Annotated in this window: 19 protein-coding genes and 1 pseudogene; 7 read left to right on the top strand and 13 right to left on the bottom strand. The window is 47.7% G+C overall.

All coding sequences use genetic code 11. The features are described 5' to 3' along the window. Positions 1-360: pseudogene (locus OH458_RS14920) on the top strand (LysR family transcriptional regulator); the annotation flags it as partial. 768 nt (positions 361-1128) lie between these two features. Here the strand turns inward: OH458_RS14920 and OH458_RS14915 are convergent. Further along, the gene (locus tag OH458_RS14915; protein ID WP_333482673.1) at positions 1129-2301 is read right to left on the bottom strand and encodes a p-hydroxyphenylacetate 3-hydroxylase oxygenase component; all 1173 of its coding nucleotides are present in this window, start codon (positions 2299-2301) and stop codon (positions 1129-1131) included. A 187-nt stretch (positions 2302-2488) separates the two neighbouring features. Here OH458_RS14915 and hpaA point away from each other — a divergent pair, with 187 nt between their 5' ends. Continuing rightward, complete coding sequence (hpaA, locus tag OH458_RS14910) at positions 2489-3373, top strand: 4-hydroxyphenylacetate catabolism regulatory protein HpaA (protein WP_269978894.1); 885 nt, start codon at positions 2489-2491, stop codon at positions 3371-3373. A gap of 40 nt (positions 3374-3413) precedes the next feature. On the opposite strand, the gene OH458_RS14905 is transcribed toward hpaA, so the two are convergent. The 9 genes from OH458_RS14905 to hpaH form a co-directional block, all read right to left on the bottom strand. Further along, a complete protein-coding gene (locus OH458_RS14905; RefSeq protein ID WP_269978893.1) occupies positions 3414-4865 on the bottom strand; it encodes an NAD-dependent succinate-semialdehyde dehydrogenase in 1452 nt (483 codons plus the stop codon). A 3-nt stretch (positions 4866-4868) separates the two neighbouring features. Next, the gene (hpaD, locus tag OH458_RS14900) at positions 4869-5726 is read right to left on the bottom strand and encodes a 3,4-dihydroxyphenylacetate 2,3-dioxygenase (protein ID WP_269978892.1); all 858 of its coding nucleotides are present in this window, start codon (positions 5724-5726) and stop codon (positions 4869-4871) included. Positions 5727-5812: 86 nt separating this feature from the next. Beyond that, positions 5813-6766 carry an AEC family transporter gene (locus OH458_RS14895; RefSeq protein ID WP_269978891.1) on the bottom strand — a complete coding sequence of 318 codons (954 nt, stop codon included), beginning with the start codon at positions 6764-6766 and terminating at the stop codon, positions 5813-5815. Positions 6767-6798: 32 nt separating this feature from the next. Beyond that, positions 6799-7194 (bottom strand): 5-carboxymethyl-2-hydroxymuconate Delta-isomerase, encoded by a 396-nt coding sequence (locus OH458_RS14890; RefSeq protein ID WP_039547321.1) that lies wholly within the window; start codon positions 7192-7194, stop codon positions 6799-6801. 65 nt (positions 7195-7259) lie between these two features. Next, entirely contained in the window at positions 7260-8780 is a 1521-nt protein-coding gene (gene hpaE, locus OH458_RS14885) for a 5-carboxymethyl-2-hydroxymuconate semialdehyde dehydrogenase (RefSeq protein WP_269978890.1), read from the bottom strand. Positions 8781-8789: 9 nt separating this feature from the next. Beyond that, complete coding sequence (locus OH458_RS14880) at positions 8790-9569, bottom strand: fumarylacetoacetate hydrolase family protein (RefSeq protein ID WP_269978889.1); 780 nt, start codon at positions 9567-9569, stop codon at positions 8790-8792. After that, positions 9566-10213 carry a fumarylacetoacetate hydrolase family protein gene (locus OH458_RS14875; protein WP_269978888.1) on the bottom strand — a complete coding sequence of 216 codons (648 nt, stop codon included), beginning with the start codon at positions 10211-10213 and terminating at the stop codon, positions 9566-9568. Before OH458_RS14875 ends, OH458_RS14880 begins: the two co-directional genes overlap by 4 nt. 30 nt (positions 10214-10243) lie before the next feature. Continuing rightward, positions 10244-11047, bottom strand: a complete 804-nt coding sequence (gene hpaI, locus OH458_RS14870) for a 4-hydroxy-2-oxoheptanedioate aldolase (protein WP_269978887.1) — start codon at positions 11045-11047, stop codon at positions 10244-10246. Between the two features lie 8 nt (positions 11048-11055). Then, complete coding sequence (gene hpaH, locus OH458_RS14865; protein WP_269978886.1) at positions 11056-11859, bottom strand: 2-oxo-hept-4-ene-1,7-dioate hydratase; 804 nt, start codon at positions 11857-11859, stop codon at positions 11056-11058. A 479-nt stretch (positions 11860-12338) separates the two neighbouring features. On the opposite strand from hpaH, the gene OH458_RS14860 reads away from it, so the two are divergent. From OH458_RS14860 to hpaR, 4 genes are all read left to right on the top strand, one after another. Then, positions 12339-13364 carry a TRAP transporter substrate-binding protein gene (locus OH458_RS14860; RefSeq protein WP_269978885.1) on the top strand — a complete coding sequence of 342 codons (1026 nt, stop codon included), beginning with the start codon at positions 12339-12341 and terminating at the stop codon, positions 13362-13364. A 4-nt stretch (positions 13365-13368) separates the two neighbouring features. Further along, the gene (locus OH458_RS14855; RefSeq protein WP_269978884.1) at positions 13369-13896 is read left to right on the top strand and encodes a TRAP transporter small permease; all 528 of its coding nucleotides are present in this window, start codon (positions 13369-13371) and stop codon (positions 13894-13896) included. Next, on the top strand, positions 13897-15195 hold the full coding sequence (locus OH458_RS14850) for a TRAP transporter large permease (RefSeq protein WP_039547333.1): 1299 nt from the start codon (positions 13897-13899) through the stop codon (positions 15193-15195). It abuts the gene before it with no gap. Positions 15196-15371: 176 nt separating this feature from the next. Further along, positions 15372-15797, top strand: a complete 426-nt coding sequence (gene hpaR / locus OH458_RS14845) for a homoprotocatechuate degradation operon regulator HpaR (RefSeq protein ID WP_039547335.1) — start codon at positions 15372-15374, stop codon at positions 15795-15797. A gap of 56 nt (positions 15798-15853) precedes the next feature. Here the strand turns inward: hpaR and hpaC are convergent, their stop codons facing one another. Beyond that, positions 15854-16360, bottom strand: coding sequence for a 4-hydroxyphenylacetate 3-monooxygenase, reductase component (hpaC, locus tag OH458_RS14840; RefSeq protein WP_269978883.1), 507 nt, complete (start codon positions 16358-16360; stop codon positions 15854-15856). 151 nt (positions 16361-16511) lie between these two features. On the opposite strand from hpaC, the gene OH458_RS14835 reads away from it, so the two are divergent. Then, positions 16512-16754: a DUF2798 domain-containing protein gene (locus OH458_RS14835; RefSeq protein WP_269978882.1), complete on the top strand. Its 243-nt coding sequence runs from the start codon at positions 16512-16514 to the stop codon at positions 16752-16754. Between the two features lie 101 nt (positions 16755-16855). On the opposite strand, the gene OH458_RS14830 is transcribed toward OH458_RS14835, so the two are convergent. Both OH458_RS14830 and OH458_RS14825 read right to left on the bottom strand, forming a co-directional pair. Continuing rightward, on the bottom strand, positions 16856-18262 hold the full coding sequence (locus OH458_RS14830; RefSeq protein WP_269978881.1) for an aldehyde dehydrogenase family protein: 1407 nt from the start codon (positions 18260-18262) through the stop codon (positions 16856-16858). Positions 18263-18289: 27 nt separating this feature from the next. After that, positions 18290-19777, bottom strand: coding sequence for a tripartite tricarboxylate transporter permease (locus OH458_RS14825; protein WP_269978880.1), 1488 nt, complete (start codon positions 19775-19777; stop codon positions 18290-18292). Between the last annotated feature and the right edge of the window lie 19 nt (positions 19778-19796).

Below are 19796 nucleotides of genomic sequence, written 5' to 3'. Positions count from 1 at the left end.
ACCTTAGCCAAGCTCAGTAGCGTTCATCTCGATGAGCTGGAGATGGAAACTCAGTACATCAGTGAAAGCCATCACAACAGTAACTCTGAACTGTTCTCAATCTCGACGGATTTAAGGTTGATTAGTAACAATGAGGTACTACTAGAACTGCTTCGAGACGATGGTTGGGCGATACTCAATCAAACTATCGCCGAGCCACTGGTTTCAAAAGGAGTCTTGAAAGAGTTGCCAGTGGTAGAGGTGGCTAACTCACTGAGAATTCCACTCTCTTTTTATTGCTCTCCTGAGTTGGAAGGCTACCAAGAGATCCTACTCTTAAAATCAGTAATTACCGAATACGCCAAAGCACTTTTTCACTAATCTATCAAGATCATGTTTTGCGTATTGTCACCTACTACTTTTAATAAATACACTGCATAGGACGTATGAAACATTCAATGAAGTGAGAACTGGCAGTAACCAAACCTTTCACAAGGCATGGCATGAATTTACTGGTAAGAAAAGCGTAACATTTACGTCAGAACTAATTGTATATAGCCACAATTACAAGCAGACCATGGATTGGGAAGAGTTCATTGTTGGGTTAACTTTTTCCTAGCTAATTTCTTTCTAAGTATTGTTACGCCATTGCTATCAACGCCATAAAGTGGAAAGCTATTTTTTGCTAAATCAACTCCTAGCGCCGCAACGGGAAATTCTACGTTATGATTAGTCACGGTTCGCCTCATTCTGTTTGATGTTTGTTCGCACCTACATCATGGTTCATTTGAGGCCAGCTGGGGAGTGAGGCGGACCATCCTTTATGTGGTTAGTTGCATTTTATAGGCATTAGCAATATTTGTTCAAAGGGGATTATTCAGAAATGTTATGAGTAATAAATCTAAACAGAAAAGAGGCATAAATGAGCTAGCCTCACTAGCAAGCTCGAAGTTGGACAAAAACGTGCCAGTGTTTTTTCTAATTTAGCATAGTATGAATAACTCCGGGTATGGCAAAGTCACTTAGCTCGGCGTCCAAAATTGATGGTGCAAAACAAAGATATTGAGAGGTTTTAAAGAGGACGCAGGGACTGGTTCTGAGTAGCCAACTCTACCTGACGACAGAGCTGGCAAAAATAGATTCTACTGACTAAACCATTGTTGGATCAGGTTCTAGTCCCATCAGTTGTCGGCCTAGAATCTGTGCACAAACATCGTAATCCGTGTAAGCGTGGGCGCCCGTCATGTGCGAATCGCGAAACAAACGTTGGCCTTCGTTATCGCTAAACCAAGCCATACCACCCATCGCTTCAAATAAGCGGTCGACAGCAGCGATACACATTTTCACGGCGTAAGCTTGGTTCGTACGCCAGTAAGTGAGCGTTTCGGCGTCTGGGTATTCTTTACGTTCACCGTGTTCTTTGTGATCGTTCCATGTTTTCTCAAGCAATGCGCGTGCTGCCGCAACTTGGTGAGTCGATTCAGCCAGACGCATGAGTGCAGGTGTTGCTACACCGACATTAGAACCCGTGTAAGCACGAACGCGATTTTTCTGCTTCTCAGCAAAGACCACCAGCATACGCTCAGCGATGCCTAAGCTGATAGCTGCGAAGCCACAAGCAAAGTAAGGACGGTAAGGTGTGTAGAAAATGTCGCTGTCAGGATACAAATCGAAGCCCGCAGAGTGGCCTTCCATCATGCCTTTTGCCGTTTCGATGCGGTGCTCAGGGATAAATACATTGTCCAATACAAGCGTTTTCGTCCCGCTTGATTTCATGCCCGCGGCATACCAGTCATCAACGATCTTGTATTCGTGGCGTGGAACGACACCGAAACAGTAGATTTTGTTGCCCGCGTCATCAAAGCGGTTAAAACCTAAAATCGCCCAGTCTGCATGGTCACAACCACTACTCCAACGCATGTCACCGTTGATGATAACACCACCTTCGGTTTCTTCGATTTTACCAAATGGCGCAATGCTTGAACTCGCTGTTGCTTCTGGATTGCTGCCCCAGAACTCTTCTTGAGCTTGCTTAGAGAACATCGCCATTTGGTGGCTGTGAGTCGCTAACAAACTCGCGCCCCATGCTGTACCGCCACACGCACCAGCCAGCGCTGCCACGCAATCAGTAAATTCAGGTAGAGAGATTTCCAAACCACCGTAAGCTTTTGGTTGGAACGCGCGGAAAAAGCCGATTTCGCGTAGTAGACGGATGTTTTCTTCAGGTGGAGTGCGGTCTTGTTCAGCCTGTTGTGCGTTCTTTGCAATGGTTGGCAAGATGGCGTTTAACTTTTCAAGTAGAGGATTGTGCTGTTTCATCATCGATTCCTTTTGACGTAAACCCTGTTGTTGTTCTCATTGGGATGTAGGTTCATTATTGCCACACTCGATGTGATGTTAAATGGATGTTACCTGTGTTTGCTTGTACTTTTCGCAGACATAGATAACATATTAACTATTATTTGATATGCTTGAGTTCAAGGCAGAATAATAACCAAGGAAAGCACACATGGAGCAAGTGGCAATACCTAACTTGGATATCGGAAAAGTCTACGATTCGCGCTATGACGATAGTGACTTTCATATTGAACGACTCGACAGTCTGGCACTGTTTTTTGGTCGTAACATGCCCACCCATTATCACGATCGTTACTATCAACTTCATATTATTCTTGAAGGAACAACGCACGTATTGCTCGACCAAGCGCACTACTCGGAAACAGGTACGACGCTGTTTTTTACCCCACCGACCGTACCGCACTCTTTTGTCACTGATGACTACGCCAACGGTTATGTAATAACAGCGAGTCAACCGCTGGTTTGGCGTTTACTTGATATTGAAATTGGTCGAAACGATGTTGCTTCAACCGCGTTGCAGCCGTTTTGTACCTGTTTGAAGGATCCGTCTAAGTTAGTGTCGTTATTGGAGATGTTGTTGAGCGAGCAAGACAACACCGAGTTTATGAGCGATGTCGCCAATCAAGCACTATTGCAACTGGTGCTGATCGATGTGATGCGCCATGCCAACACTCAACCTGTATCTACTATGTTTCGCAGTGCTGATGTCGCTATCTTTAACCGCTTTAACCAGATGATAGAAGTCAATTACAAGCAACACCTGACGCTGCCAGAGTATGCAGATCAGTTGGGATTAACGACCGCGAGGCTTAATGACATCTGCCGTAAGATCAGTGGCTTATCGTCTAAGCGTTTAGTCGCTGAACGTGTGATGCAGGAAGCCAGACGCTTGCTGCTGCTTACACCGATGCCCGTTTCCCAAGTGGCTTACGAACTCGGCTATCAAGACCCTGCATACTTTGCGCGCTTTTTCAAAAAACAGGTAGGAGAAACCGCGTCTGACTTTCGAATCAACAAAAAAAGAGATAGCGACTAAGTCGTTATCTCTTTTGGCATTCTCAAGGATATGGGGAGGATCAGCTGTCCAAGCCCCCCATCAACATGTACTTCATTTCCATGTACTCGTCCATACCATGACGAGAACCTTCTCGCCCTAGGCCAGACTCTTTAATCCCGCCAAACGGTGCAGCCGCTGTCGAAATCAACCCTTCGTTGATCCCAACCATACCGACTTCTAGCGCATCTGCGACACGCCAAGCACGACCAAGTGAGCGAGTGTAGAAGTAGCCTGCTAAGCCAGACTCGGTATCGTTCGCGCGTTCAAGCACTTCCGCCTCGTCTTTAAACCTAAACAGCGGCGCAACCGGACCAAACGTCTCTTCCTCTGCGACCAGCATGTCGTCACTCATGTCGGTTAACACATAAGGTGCGACAAACAGTTGCTCATCATTAAGTAATCCGCCACAGAGTACTTTTGCGCCTTTTGCAACCGCATCGTCAACATGCTCTTGTACTTTTGCAACCGAACTGCTGTTAATCAGAGGGCCAATCGCAACGCCATCAGCAAAGCCATCTCCAACTTTGAGTTGTTTCACTCTGTTGGCCAGCTTTTCAGCAAACTCATCGTACACCGCATCATGGACAAACAGGCGGTTAGCACAGACACAAGTCTGGCCCGCATTGCGGAACTTGGCGATCATTGCGCCTTCTACCGCAGCGTCAATATCGGCGTCTTCAAACACGATAAACGGCGCATTGCCGCCCAACTCCAACGCCAATTTCTTGATGGTTGAAGCAGATTGGTTCATTAGGATTTTGCCGACATTGGTTGAGCCCGTGAACGAGACTTTACGCACACGCTTATCGCTGGTAAACACACCGCCGATCGCACGTGAATCACCCGTGATCACGTTGAACAAGCCTTTTGGCAGTCCGGCATCTTCCGCTAGCTTGGCCAATGCCAACGCGGTAAACGGCGTTTCTTGTGCTGGCTTTAGTACCATCGAACAACCTGCCGCAAAAGCCGGCGCCGCTTTACGCGTGATCATCGCCGCAGGGAAGTTCCACGGTGTAATCGCGGCGACCACACCAATTGGCTCTTTAGTGACTACAATTTTGCCGTTTTCGCGGTGGCTTGGGATGATCTCACCATACGCACGACGCGCTTCTTCGCTGTACCACTGGACAAAACTCGCCGCATAAGTAATTTCACCTTTCGCTTCGGTAAAGGGTTTACCCTGCTCCAGAGTTAAAATCGCCGCTAAGTCATCGATATTGCCCATCATTAACTCGCACCATTTGCGCAATACATCCGCTCTGTGGTCTGCTGTGGTCTTCTTCCATAGCTCAAATGCGGCTTGTGCGGCAATAATACACTCTTTCGCCTGCTGCTCTCCAAAAACGGGAATTTCACCAATCACTTTACCAGTAGATGGATTCGTAACCGCTTGAGTTTGACCACTTTCAGCAACCCACTGACCGTCGATATAGCAGCGCTGCTGAAACAGCTCTGGGTAATTTAAGTTCATGTCTTACTCCGTAACCTCAAACACAACGTTAACCTGGCCGGTACCCGAGCTTGGGAAGTACTCGGTGATCACCGTGCTTTCGCCTTGGTATTGATCCCAGCCTAATGCACCGAACAACATTGCGGTGTCGTGCATACCACCTTCACCAGAACACAGCGCTGCATAGTCTGGGAGCATTTCTAGGAATGTTGTGTAATCACGATTGCGCCACAGCTCGAGCACTCGCAAATCAACTTGGCGGTTAAACTCTTTTGAAATCGTAAACGTACCGTTGTTTGCTTCGTATTCATCGTTGTCCCAAATACGGTGCGACAACGAACCAGAGGCAAGCAGCATTACTCGGCTGTCGCTTTGTTCTACCGCTTCGCGAATCGCTTCACCAAGAATACGAGACGATTCAATGTTGTGAACCGTACACCAAGCCGAAACCGACACAACATTAAAATGGTTATCTTGGTTCATAAAACGCATTGGAACTAACGTGCCGTATTCCAGATCAAGTGAATCCACTTGGTGAGAAAGGGTAAACACGCCCTTTTCCGTCGCCTTATCTGCAATCAAATCACCGAGCGCGCGGTTGCCACGGTATTGATATTCGAGGTTTTGGATGAAGTGTGGAAACTCGTGACTGGTGTAGTTGCCCGAAAACGAGTCGTTTGAGTTGATGTGATAACCCGCATTCACCAACCAGTGGGTGTCCAAGACGATGATAGTGTCTACGTCCATCTCTTTTGCCATTTTGGCAATTTCTTTGTGACCATCAATAGCAGCTTGGCGGCAACCGAATAAACGGCCTGGTTGCTCTGACATGATCATGGTCGGGACGTGCGTAATTTTAGCCGCGATACAGAGTTTACCCATTCTTAATTTCCTTTTACCTAGTGCATTGTTTAATACGTTGCTCGCACAATGCTTCGTTATTGTTTTGATCTTCCAAATTACTGATCTTATTGAAATAGTGTCAGCGCGAAGGTGGTCATAACACTCACGGTCACCATCGCTAACAGAGTGGTCGGTAGTAATACCGCCGCGCACATACTTCCCAGGTTGTACCTTTGTCCGATGACGGCATACACACCAAACATCGGCATACTGGCCAAAATCACCGCGACTGCACTCATGGTTGGATCAAGTTCAAACCAACCAATTAAACACAGCATCACAATCACTGGATGCAGTACCAACTTGGCCAACATCACCAAGCTGATCTCTTGTTTCATGCCCGATAGCTTCACCCCTACCAAGCCGCCACCAATGGTGAAAAGCGCAACACCCGTCACCGTGCTAGCCAAAATATCGATAATGCGCGTTGCCGTTTCTGGCGTTTGCCAGTTCAGCCCCGAACAGAGCATGCCGAGCACAATCGAAATCACGATTGGATTCTTCGCCAAATTTTTCGTTGTCTCTAAAACCGTTTTTTTCAGACTGCCTTTGCTTTCTCGGCTCGACATGTCCGCCAAGGTTAATAGCAACGGCAACATGATCAGATTTTCGACCACCAGCGTAAGCGAAAATGGAATTAACGCTTGGGTACCAAACAGAAAATAGATGATTGGAAAGCCAATCAATAAACTGTTGGAAAAGCTCCCGCCTAAGCCCAAAATCACGGCGTGAGAATGCGATTTTTTCAACTTAAGCAGCGCAATCGCTGCTACTAATCCGAACGCCAACAACGAGCCCAAGGTATAGGCGATGACGTAATCGGTATTCCAAATCTGTTCAAGTGGCTTACTGCTTAGCGCACTGAAAATCGCCGCTGGCAAGCCAAAATTGAACACAAACGCCGCTAAGCTTTTATGGCCATTGTGGGGGATGATTTCTCGTTTAAAGGCAACATAGCCAACACCGATAACCAGAAACACTGGCAATATCGTCATCACCACATAGCTAAGCTGATCCATCTGCTCTTTCCTAAACCACTATTGCCTGAAAACTACTGAGAAGCCTGCTGCGCCAGCTTTTGGTGAATATTGTTCTTCTTAAAATTCAGTTGCGGATGAAGTTCGACCATCTCAAAGCCAATGCTGAGGTAGTGCTTCTCAAACGCTTCAGACAAGAACTCGCAATACACATCGAATACTCGCTGGGCTGCATTTTTCAAGGTTTCCATGTCTCGCCCCACACCAACCTTTGCGGTGAGGTGGATAAAGCGGTTTTCCGGATCTTCGTCAGCCACCAAGTAGTAATCGCATTTGATTGCACGCGTACGAATTCCGCCTTTCGGGAACACGCCGGTGTCAATCGCTTCGCGGTGAATCGCCTGCATCAAAGCCGGAATATCGATATCCGTTTCAACGTTTGGCGAATACTCCATAATAAAATGTGGCACTTTGTTCTCCTTTCGGGCTCTGTATCAGAGCCCGAGATTAGCTAAGCTTTTGGTTCTACTTCGTTTTACTTGCCAAGCGTTGGCACGCGGTGCAAGTCATGAGCGATACAAACGTTCTTGGTTTCCATGTAGAAATCGAAGCTCCAATCACCGCCATCGCGACCAATACCGGACATTTTCACACCACCGAATGGTGACGGTAGATTACGGTTGTTTTCCGAGTTCACCCAGATCATGCCCGCTTCCACTTTGGTCGCCATGCGCATTGCGCGGCCGGTGTTTGACGTCCAGATATAACCAGATAAGCCGTAGTCAGTATCGTTGGCGATCTCTAACGCCTCTTCTTCGCTATCAAAACCAATACACGTCAGTACTGGACCGAAGATCTCTTCACGCGCGATTCGCATCGTGTTGTCTGCGTCAGTAAATAGAGTCGGAGTCAGGTAGTTGCCTGCGCCTTTTTCTGGCAGCTTACGTCCACCCACTGCGATGGTTGCGCCATCTTCTTCGGCCGCCGTCATGTAGCTCATTACCTTGTTGTAATGGGATTGATGAACGAGAGGACCAACTTCCGTTTCTGGCTCTAATGGATGGCCAACTTGCAACGATTCAACGCGCTGTTTCAGTGCTTCAATAAATTTCGGTTTGATGCCGTTTTGGATAAGCAGACGGCTTGAGCTGGTACAACGTTGACCGTTGAGGCTGTAGATCATGAATACGACTGCATCGAGCGCGCGTTCAAAGTCCGCATCATCAAATACGATCACTGGGTTTTTACCGCCAAGTTCAAAGTGCACACGTTTCAGTGTTGGTGCGCCTTGAGCTTGGATCATTGAACCAGTCACGGTTTCACCGACAAACGCAACCGCTTTGATCGCTTTGTGTTCTGTCAGCGTTTTACCAGCAACTTCACCAAAGCCATTCACCATGTTCCAAACGCCATCAGGTAGACCGGCTTCTTTGGCACATTCAGCCAAAATCGCCGCGGTTAATGGACTGAACTCAGCAGGTTTGTGAACCACGGTACACCCCGCCGCCAGTGCTGGTGCAATCTTCCATGTTGATAGCATGAATGGCGTATTCCATGGCGTGATCACCCCGACAGGGCCAATTGGCGTACGAATGGTGTAGTTTGTGTGCGTATCTTGATGCAGTGACAAACCGTTTTTCGCTTCAGGTGATTTGTCCGCAAAGAAACGGAAATTCGCCGCGCCACGAATCGCCGCCTGACGCATAAAGCGCAAAGGCTGACCACAGTCCATTGATTCAACCAGCGCGATTTCTTCCGCACGCTGCTCAATCTTGTCTGCGAGTTTATGTAGGATCTTCTTGCGCTCCGCACCAGACATCTCAGCCCATGCAGTAAATGCTTGTTGTGCGGCTTCGCACGCCGCGTCTACATCTTCGGCAGTTCCTTTTACCACTTTTCCCAACGAAGTATTGTCCGTTGGGGTTAGGTTATCGAAGGTTTCGCCTTTTGAGCCTAACGTCCACTCGCCATTAATAAAGTGGCCAAGTGTGTTGTCACGAAAACGCGCAAGGTATTTCTGCGCGGTCGCTAAATTTTGTTCAAGCTGTTGAGTCATGTCACTTCCTTACTGTTCTACTGTACGGCGCGCGTAAAAGTCATCTTCCGATAACACTGGGTTTTCGAGGCTGCCAACACCTTCGATGGTGCAGCGCACAACATCACCCGGTTGGATGTCTTTAAGACCTTTTGGTGTACCAGTCGCAATCAAATCGCCCGGTTTTAACGTCATAAAGCTGCTGAGGTATTCAATCAAAAACGGCACATCGAAAATCATGTCTGAAGTGTTACCTTGCTGCGTCAACTCGCCGTTTACATGAGTGGTGAGCGCAAGGTTGTTCACGTCTTCGATGTCGTCGCAATCGACAATCCAAGGGCCGATTGGGCACAAAGAATCACGGCTCTTCACACGTAGATTTGGACGGTAGTAGTTTTCTAGGTAATCGCGAATCGCGTAGTCATTACAGATGGTGAAGCCTTGAATGTAATCCATCGCGTCTTCACGTTTGACGTTGCGCGCTTCTTTCCCTACAACCGCGACCAATTCACACTCATAGTGCATAAATTCGATATCATTCGGGCGGTATGACGGTTGTTGATGCGCGGTCAGCGTATTGGCACCTTTTAAGAACACAAGCGGCTCTTTTGGTGGCTCAAACGCCAGCTCAGAGGCATGATCCGCGTAGTTCAGACCAAGGGCAAAGATGGTGCCTGGGTTTGCGATTGGTGATAGCCAAGTAAATTGACCTGCCGGAATCGTGCGACCATCTGCGGTTATCGCATTGTCACCATCGCCAATTGTAACGGACAGCACATCTCCCAAATATTCAATACGTGCGCGTTTCATGCTGCCTCTCCTTTTACTTGATTCTCCAACTCTACCGATTCACCCAACGCTGAGCGCACCACATCACCCGGTGAAAGCTTGGTTCTTTCTCCTGCAAAACCAATTGCGATCACATCGCCTTTTTCTAGCGTCATGATGTGTGAAATCAGTTCAATTAACTGTTCTGCTGAACGTTCAAGGCGCGATAACGGCAGTGATTGCACTTGCTTGTCATTGATATAAGTGGTCACTGTTTGTTGTGACAAATCACCAATATCAGACACCATGACCGCTTGGCTTAGTGTTGCCGAGTTGTCGAGGCACTTACCCTTAATATCCGGGCGGTAGTAGCTGGTTTCTGGCAGAGAAAAGTCATGGAGCAGAGCCACTCCTGCGACGTAATCCAATGTAGATTGAGCATTCACGCGGCAGCAACGCTCACCGATAATCAGTGCGACACTTGCACCGATAACCAACTCGTCGCCTTTTGGATAAGCGATCGGTTGTTGGGTGTGATTCCACGTGTTGTGCGGTTTAAAGTAGAGTACCGGTTGAGTCGGTAACGCTTTGTATGGCGATTGTTCAAAGGTGGCCTGCATCGATTGCAGTTGCTCAGCGTCGTTTAGCGCCACGCACACCACTTTTCCTTGTAGTTGTGTATTCATTATTTGTTCTCTAGTTTCTGACTCTACGAATTAATAAACGTTGTCGACGAGCTTGTTCGATTCACATAACGGCTGTTTCAGCGACTGCGCGAGTGACTCTGCGCCAGCTCTAAGCAGCAAGGTATCGACACCCGCGCCAATAAATTTCACCCCACGTTTGGCGTATTGCTGCGCTTGCGCTGGGTCTAAGCTCAGAATGCCGACTGCCTTACCGTGGGCTTGGATCACTTCAATCGCGTGGTCAATCGCGGCGATCACTTCAGGGTGCGAGGGATTGCCGATATGTCCCATTGAGCCGGATAAGTCAGACGGGCCAATAAAGATGCCGTCTACCCCTTCCACCGCTGCGATCTCTTCAATGTTGTCGATCGCTTGCTGCGTTTCGACTTGCAGCAGCACGCTGATTTGTTCATTTGCTTGGTGCAGGTAATTCGGAATTCGATTCCACTGAGACGCACGCGCCAAGGCTGCACCAATACCGCGTTCACCCATTGGCGGGTAGTAAGACGCACGTACCGCCTGCTCTGCCTGTTGTTTGGTGTTGATCATCGGCAACAGCAAAGTTTGCGCGCCAATATCTAGTAGGCGTTTGATCAAAGTTGGATTCGCTTCTTCAGCACGCACAATCGGTGACGCCGAATGTGGTGCAAGCGCCTGTAAATGCAGTTTGATGCTGGTTAAGTCGAAAGAAGCGTGTTCACCATCAATCAACACCCAGTCAAAACCCGCGCTACCGCAGATTTCCGCGCAGCTGGTGTCTGGCAGACCAATCCATAATCCCCAAAGAGTCTGAGGCTGATGCAATTGCTGCTTAAATTGGTTAATCGGTAACATAACCACCTCTACACAAACTTCACTGAAATGCCGCCGAGCGGACCAAAGTCAGCATGGATCGTGTCGCCTGCTTTAACCGCGACAGGTCTAGTGAATGAACCCGCTAGAATCACTTGTCCCGGTTCAAGAGACACACCATGTGGCGCAAAGCGTTTACATACCCAACAAATGCCGTTAGCCGGATGGCCCAGTACTCCCGCCGCCAAGCCAGTCTCTTCTATTTGTCCATTGAGGTAGAGCATCGCACCTGCCCAACGTAAATCGAATTCCGTTGGTTTAATTGGTCGACCGCCTAAGATGATTCCACCGTTTGCCGCGTTATCAGCGATGGTGTCGTAGACTTTGCGGGTATAACCCGTGTTCGGATCGGTACGATGGCAACGCGCTGCAATAAGCTCTAATGCAGGTACAACATAATCCGTGGCGTTAAGCACATCGAAAATAGTGACATTGTCACCTTCTAACTTATCTTTGAGGACAAACGCCAGTTCCACTTCAATACGTGGGTCAAGGAAGTCATCCGCTTTAATCTGCGCACCATCAGGGAAGAACATATCGTCAAGCAGTACGCCGTAATCAGGCTGATCAATATTGACCGCCATTTGCATAGCACGAGACGTTAAGCCGATTTTATAACCTTTGACCTGAGCACCTTCGCTCACCTTGCGCCCTACCCATTCACTCTGAATTTGATAAGCATCATCCATCGTCATTTCTGGGTACTGCAGCGTTAGCGCAACGATTTGTTCACGCTGTTTCTCTGCGTAGTACAGTCGTTCAGCCGCGTCTTGCAACTGCTCCTTTGTTAACATTCTGTATTCCTTTTTTCTGTATCGACCTACATTTTTTATGGCTACTTGCTCATTCTGGCATGTGCATGCCGTGCTACTAGCCGATGAACTTAATTAACATGTTAAACACTTTATTTAATATGTTAACTATTGTCCAATTTCACTCAGAGGAATTTTTAGTTGTTTTATATCAATAAGTTAATGTGAATTATGGACTAATAAATGAAATAAATAGATTTCAGTTTCACTATTTGAGTGATTTAAATCACTGTTTTTTGAGGTTTGCTGTCCGTTATAGGTCGATCTCGAACAAGAAAATGAGCAAAGCGGGCAAATTATTTTCCATAAATTGATCCAATTAACATATTAAGTATATTTTCCACACTTCGTTAACATTCTGGTTTGTGTTTTCCCCTGTTTAGTTAATATATTAATTAAAAATCATTATGACTCACTCAGTGAGCAAACCCACCTAACGTGAACGAAAAAGGACTAGCGTCATGCGAGTAAATAAAATCGCTTCAATAGCGACATCAGCACTTTTGCTAATGAGCTCTATGTCGGCACATGCGGAACCAGAAAAAGTAATCAAAGTCAGCACTTGGGGATCACCAAACCACGGCATCAACAAAGTTGTTTGGCCGACTTGGGGTCAGTGGATTGAGGAAGCCACCGAAGGCCGAGTGACCCTGAAAATCGAATACGACCTCGCCCCTCCCCATACACAAGTCGATGTCGTCACCGATGGAATTGGTGAAGTGACTTGGATTTTTCATGGCCACAAAGCAGGTCGTTTCAAACTGACTCAACTTCCAGAAATCCCGACTTTCACTGAAGGAAGCAGCTCTGAACTGATGTCTATGGCGTACTGGCGCACTTACGAGAAGTACCTGAAAAAAGGTCGTGAGCACCGCGGTGTTGAAGTGATGGGCTTGAGCGTTCATGGACCAGGTCAACTTATCACTAAAGAGCCAGTAGTCGCGCTCAGTGACATTGAAGGTAAGAAGATTCGCGTCGGTGGCGGGGTGATCTCCACCATGGCGAAAGACATGAAAGTGACGCCAGTGTTTATTCCAACCAATAAAGTCTATGAATCACTATCCCAAGGCGTGGTAGAAGGCGCTTATCTACCGTTTGAAGCGTTGAGTTCGTTCCGTTTGGCGGAAGTGGCAGACAACACATTGGTGATTCCAGGAGGCCTGTACCGCGGCAGCTTTGCGATCATTATGAACCGTGACACCTTCGCTGACCTTTCTAAGAAAGACCAAGAAGCAATCCGTTCGGTTTCCGGTGAAAAGCTGTCTCGCCTATTTGGTCAAATGTGGGATGACGCTGACCAAAGTGCTTACCAAGAAGCGCTGCAAGGCGGCCATACCTTTACGCCAGCGACGCCAGAGGTGATCACTCAACTAAAACAAGCCAGTGAACCTCTTGTGGAAGATTGGTACAAGGTTGCAGAAAAACGCAAAGTAAATGGTCCAGAAGCGTATCAGTTCTTCAACCAACAGCTAGCGAAAGGAATGTAACGCGATGTCTGGTTTTAGTCTTTCTAAAGCCATTGAGCGAGGGCTCGGTTCCCTCGCTGCTTTGAGCTTGTTCCTGATGATGGTCGTTACGTTTGTGGATGTAATGTCTCGAAACTTACTGAATGCTCCCATTCTGGGGTCAACAGAAATGGTTGAAGTCTTGCTCGCGATTATGGTCTTTATGGCTTTTCCTTTGGTTTCTTGGCAGGAAGAGAACATCTGCGTCGATTTGCTGGATAACTACTTTCCAAGCAAATGGATCAGCTTACGTCAGATCATCATCAATCTTATCTGTGCTTGTTCGCTGATTTTGGTCGCGGCAACCAACTGGAAGTTAGCCAGTCGCTCGCTTGAATACGAAGAAGTGACAGAAATCCTTGAGCTACCGCTGGGTTATGTCACCTACCTGATTTCAATTACCGGCTTTGTCGGCGGTGCGTTAACCCTGTTTAATGCGGGTTACTACACCAAGCAAATGCTATTTGGCAAATCCTCTGAGTCAGACGTAAGCATTAAAGGCAAGGAGGCCTAAATGATCGAATCTATTATCGGTTTTTCAGTACTGATTGCACTGATTTTGCTGCGTTTACCTCTCGCATTTGCGATGGGTGTGATCGGTTTTGTCGGCTTTTGGTACATCAACGATTACAACTGGTCTGCTGCCATGTCGATGGCGGCGAGACGCATTATCGACACCGGCCAAGATTACGGACTGTCCGTGATTCCGCTATTTATTTTGATGGGTAACTTCGTCACCAAAGCGGGTATCTCAAACGAGTTGTACAAAGCGTGTAATGCGTTTGTTGGTCATCGCCGCGGTGGTCTTTCAATGTCTACTATCCTTGCGTGTGGTGGCTTTTCTGCGATTTGTGGCTCAAGCCTTGCGACCTCGGCAACCATGTCAAAAGTCGCCATGCCGCCAATGCGTAAATACGGTTACTCTGACGGGTTGGCTTCTGCTTCTATCGCGGCGGGGGGGACGCTAGGGATTTTGATTCCGCCAAGCGTGATGTTGGTGATTTATGGCCTATTGACCGAAACCAGTATCCGCGAGCTGTTTGCCGCAGGCTTCTTGCCGGGTTTGCTCGGTATTGTACTTTACCTTCTTGCGGTGCAGTGGGTGGTGTCACGCAAACCAGAAAGTGCGCCTCCGGGTGAACGAGTATGCTGGAAAGACCGTATGCTGGCGCTAAAAGGCATCTTCTCTACCTTACTGCTGTTTGTGATCGTGATGGGCGGCATCTACATCGGTGCGTTTACTCCGACCGAAGCGGCGGGTATTGGTGCATGTGGTGCTTTTGCTTTGGCAGGTGTACGTGGCAAGTTAAATTACGCTGTACTACGTGAAATCCTCATCGATACGGCGAAAACCTCGGCGTCACTATTCGCGGTGGTCATTTCTGCGCTGATCCTATCGAACTTCGTCAACCGCGCGGGTTTACCAACTGCGTTGGTTGAGCTAATTCAAACCGCCAATGTCACCCCGATGATGGCACTCGGCCTTATTCTGGTTATCTACATTATTTTGGGTTGTGTATTTGAAAGCATGTCGATGATGTTGCTGACAGTACCTATCTTCTACCCTGTCATTGTCGAGCTTGGTTTTGACCCGATTTGGTTTGGCATCATCGTGGTGGTAGTCACCGAAATCAGTTTGATAACCCCGCCTGTTGGACTCAACGTATTCGTTCTGTCAGGGCTGATTAAAGACATAAATACCGCAACCATCTTTAGAGGCGTTTTGCCATTTTGGGTAGCGGATATGGTTCGATTAGCATTGATTGTGCTGGTGCCGGCTATCGCCCTGTACCTACCAAACATGCTTTATTGATGTTAGACAGCTCTTTACTGGTTAAAGAGCTTTTTTTGTTTAATTACTCGGAAACGAACGCCATTACTATTAGACCAAGGTTATATCTTGTAATAGCATATGCGCAGGGATGAGTCGTATTATCCAACAACGTTGGCATCAATGTTGGTTAGAAAAGTAAAAATAAGGTTAGTTAAGTGACTAAATACGAAAATTCTCTACCACTTCAATTACTTAAAGCGCGAGATATTGCAATGCACTTCTTTCGCCCTGTTCTGGCAGATAATGACTTAACAGAGCAGCAATGGCGCATTTTAAGAGTGATAGATACTAAGGGTTCGATCGATTTCTCTACCCTATCAAAAGAGACATGCATTCTCAGCCCGAGCTTAACCGGCATTATTAGCCGTCTAGAGAAGCAAGGATTGGTGACCAAGCAAAAGTCAGCCCATGACGGCCGTCAGTTCTACATTCATATGACAGACAAAGCTGCAGCCCTAGTCGAACAGCTTCGACCTCAAATTGAGGAGCAATACGTTGCGTTAAAAGAAGCGCTTGGCGAAAGCAAATATGAGCAGTTGTCGGACCTACTCAACGAGCTGATCGCTATTCAAACCAAATAAAAACACCCACGTAGCAGTGGGTGTTTTTTATGGGTTCTGATTTCAACACCTCAGGATTACGCGACAGCAGCAACCACTTCACGAGCATCAACATTCTTGAATTCACGGTCAAAGTAAATCAAACCGTCTTTGTTGTTCGAATGGATAGTGTGTAACTCAACAAAGAACACTGTGTGCGTACCAACTTCCTGGCTAGACGCTATTTTGCCTTCCAGTGTTGCGAGAGCGCCGTGTAAAACTGGAACTTGGTCTGTGTTGTTTTTCCAGCCTTCAAGGGCAAAACGCTCTTCCATTGCAAGGCCCGTCATACCCGCGAAATGCATCGACATTTCTTGGTGTTCGCTTGCACAAACATTGATACACATGTTGCCGTTTTGCTTGAAGATGGCGTTAGAAGCGCTGTTACGGTTAACACAGACCAAAACCGTTGCAGGTGAGTCACTGACTGAACAAACCGCAGTAGCAGTAATACCGACAGTGCCAGCTTCGCCGCCTGTAGTGACAATATTCACTGCTGCAGCAAGCTTAGACATTGCGTCGCGAAAATCCTGTTGTAGAGACATAGTAATTCCTTATTCTTGTTGAGTACTGACTTATCGTTTTATTTATCTGTTTGCTTTGTAGCTGGGATAATAATGCAAAAAAGCCGCTCAGGAATGAATAGACACTTGTGGCAATCACTTGCACTTTTCGTAGCAAATTAGAGATGGAAAAATGAGTAAAAAAGAGATTCTAATCCAAGCAATGTTGGGCTCGCTGTTTATGGCATTGATGATGTCTGGGGTTATATCGCTGAGTAAAGTCGGGCTAAATCTTCATTGGTTGAGCGCGTGGCGAGATTCGTTCTTTGTCGCTTGGCCTGTCGCATTTGCTCTTAACCTTACCGTGATGCCAAAAATTCGTCGACTCGCCCACTGGCTGGCTCTGTTAGGTGAAAATAAATCGACCGCCGATTGAGGTTCACGGATTAAAATAGGCTGAGAGGAACTGTCGATACCCCTTGCCAGCGATAAAGCTGATAAGAGGTATCTAGCTTTTGTAGGGCTTAGAAAAGAGCGTTATTTATTGATGTTCACGACTTGCAGCAGGCTGTTTTCGAGCAGTCCTTCCAGACCGAATTCAACGCCAAAACCAGACATCTTACAACCGCCAAATGGCGCGTGGGGCAATACTTCCGCATGGCCGTTGATCCACACCGAACCACATTCCAGCTTGGAGGCTAGCTCACTCGCTTGCTCAACATCCCCCCAAACCGAGCCACCTAAGCCCACTTCGACGCTGTTCGCTGCCGTTACTGCATCCGCGACTGTTGAATACTTAATCACTGGTAGTACAGGGCCAAACTGCTCTTCCTCTACCACTTGCATTCCGCTTTGCGCGTTGCCGACAATCGTTGGCGGGAAGAAGTAGCCCGGCTTATCTAGTCGCGCGCCACCAGCGTAAATTGTCGCGCCTTGCTGTTTTGCCTCTTCCACCAGCGCGATCACCTTCTCAAGCTGTTGGCTGTTTTGCACTGGACCAAAGGTTACGCCGTCTGCGCTACCTTCACCCACCACTTGTTTTTCGGCAATATCGGCCAGCTTTTGACACAGCTCGTCATGTTGAGATTCATGCACATAAAGACGTTTTAATGCCGCGCAAGTTTGACCCATATTGATGAACGCGGTGGCGAATAACCCTTCAGAAATCGCATCCAGATTCGCGCCCGGGAGCACGATACCCGCGTCGTTACCACCCAGCTCAAGCGTTAAACGTTTTAAGTTTGTCGCCGCCGCCTGCATGATGTTCTGACCAGTCAACGTCGAACCAGTGAATACCAGCTTGTTGATGTCTTTATGCTCGCTCATTGCGCGGCCAACATCGCCACTGCCGGAGACCACATTTAGCACACCAGCAGGTAGTACGTTTTGCAGCAGTTGACCCAGCTTAAGCGTATTGACTGGTGTCAGTTCTGAAGGTTTTAGTACCACTGTGTTACCCATCCGCAGCGCTGGAATAATGTGCCAGATAGCGATCATTAAAGGCCAGTTCCAAGGCGTAATCGAACCTACCACACCGATCGACTTTCTGCGACCTTCGATGCGTTTGTTTTCTGAGTCTTCATAGACTTCGACCGGAATCTCAATGCTCGCAGTGTGCCTTGTCCAAGCCACCGCACCGCCCACTTCCATCTGTGCAAGTTGTGTCGGTTTACCTTGCTCTTTCACGATAATCTCAGCCAACTCTCCAGCGTTTTGTTCAATCACATCAGCGATTTTGTTGATGTATCCATCACGCTCAGCTTGAGACAGTGCACTCCATTGCGGGTACGCCGCTTTTGCGCTCTCAACCGCTCTATTCAGCTGCGCAATTGACGCCACTGGCGCGGTAAACGCCTCTTGCTCGTTTGCAGGGTTAAGTACGATACTTGATGGCATTTCACCTTGTACAGTTTGACCATCAATAGTCATTCCAAATTGGTTCATTGTGAGTTCCTTTCGTTTCGACGTTCGTTATTGTGTTTTTGTTTGATTATCTCTAACCATGCTGTAAACAAAGATGCCAATTGAAATGACGATCATGCTCAGCAAAGCTAGGCTGATTGGTCTGTCCCAAAAGATTGAGAAGTCACCGTTTGATACTCCGAGAGCTTGCTTGGTACGCGCAAGAAACACCGGACCAAGTACGAGACCTAAGATGATTGGCACAGCTGGTATCTGCTCGCGTTTAAGAATGTAACCAAACACCGCAAAACCAAGTGCGATAAGCGCATCAGAGAATTGGTAGTTTTGGCTGTAACTGCCGATAAAACCGAGTACCAGTATCAGCGCACCGATAAAGCGTCCGCGAATGCGCGTTAGGTTGGCAATCCATTTACTGCTGAAAGTCAGGTAAATGAATGCGACGATATTGATTAAAAACAGCGAGATGTATAAGCCAGAAATGAACTCTGGTCGCTCAGCAAATAAGGTTGGACCCGGCGTGTAGTTGTGCACCATAAACACAGACAGCAGCATAGCCATCAACGCATCGGCAGGAATACCAAATGCCAACAGCGGAACCATCACTGAAGCCGTCACCGCGTTGTTCGATGTTTCAGAGGCAATCAAGCCTTCTTCTGCGCCTTGACCAAACTTATCTGGGTTTTTAGAGAGTTTCTGCGCCAAGGTATAAGAGAAGAACTGCGAACCAAACTCACCCACACCCGGTAGCAATCCCATGATGACACCTAAAATTGCTGAACGAACTGCCGTCCATTTATGCTTGATCACCACCAGTATTCCAGAGAAGCGCCCTTTGCCTTCATAAGTCGTGACTTGCGAGTCGTTGCCTTTCTGCGATAGCAAAACAAACGCTTGAGACATCGCAAAGAGACCAATCACCGTTGGCACCAGTGGCACACCACCGAACAGCCACTCTTGGTTAAAGGTATACGTCATGGTGTTGTATGAGCGGTCAATGCCGATCGTACCGAGAAAGATTCCTAGACCAAGCATCATCGCCGCAGCAAACGCTTGTTTATAGTGCGCCATAACCACAAAGATCATCCCAAGCGCGGCTAACATGGCAAACTCGGCCGAGCCAAAGTGCATCGCGATTTGTGATAGAAGAGGCGCCAAAAGAACGAGAGACAGCACACTGACCATGCCACCGAAGAAAGACGATGAGTACGCGATAGACAGCGCTCGCTTACCCTCGCCTTTTTGCGTCATCGGGTAACCGTCGTAAGTTGTCAGCACGGCAACGGGCGTGCCGGGAGTATTCATTAATATTGCGGGGATCGCGCCGCCATACCAAGCGCCGCCATATACCCCGAGCAGTAAAGTGACCGCTGGCAACGGGTCAAAGTTAAACGTCATTGGCAGCAAAATCGCCATTACGCCTGCGGGTTCCAGCCCTGGGATAGAGCCAATCGACACACCAAGAATCGCCCCGAACACAATGGCGAGTACGACTTGCATGGTGAGTATTTCATTGATTCCGAGAAAAATAGTGTCCATATCGATACAACATCCAATT

This window comes from Vibrio sp. MarTm2, from assembly GCF_027587055.1.
Classification (GTDB): domain Bacteria; phylum Pseudomonadota; class Gammaproteobacteria; order Enterobacterales; family Vibrionaceae; genus Vibrio; species Vibrio sinaloensis_D.
This window is presented reverse-complemented; position numbering and strand designations above follow the sequence as displayed.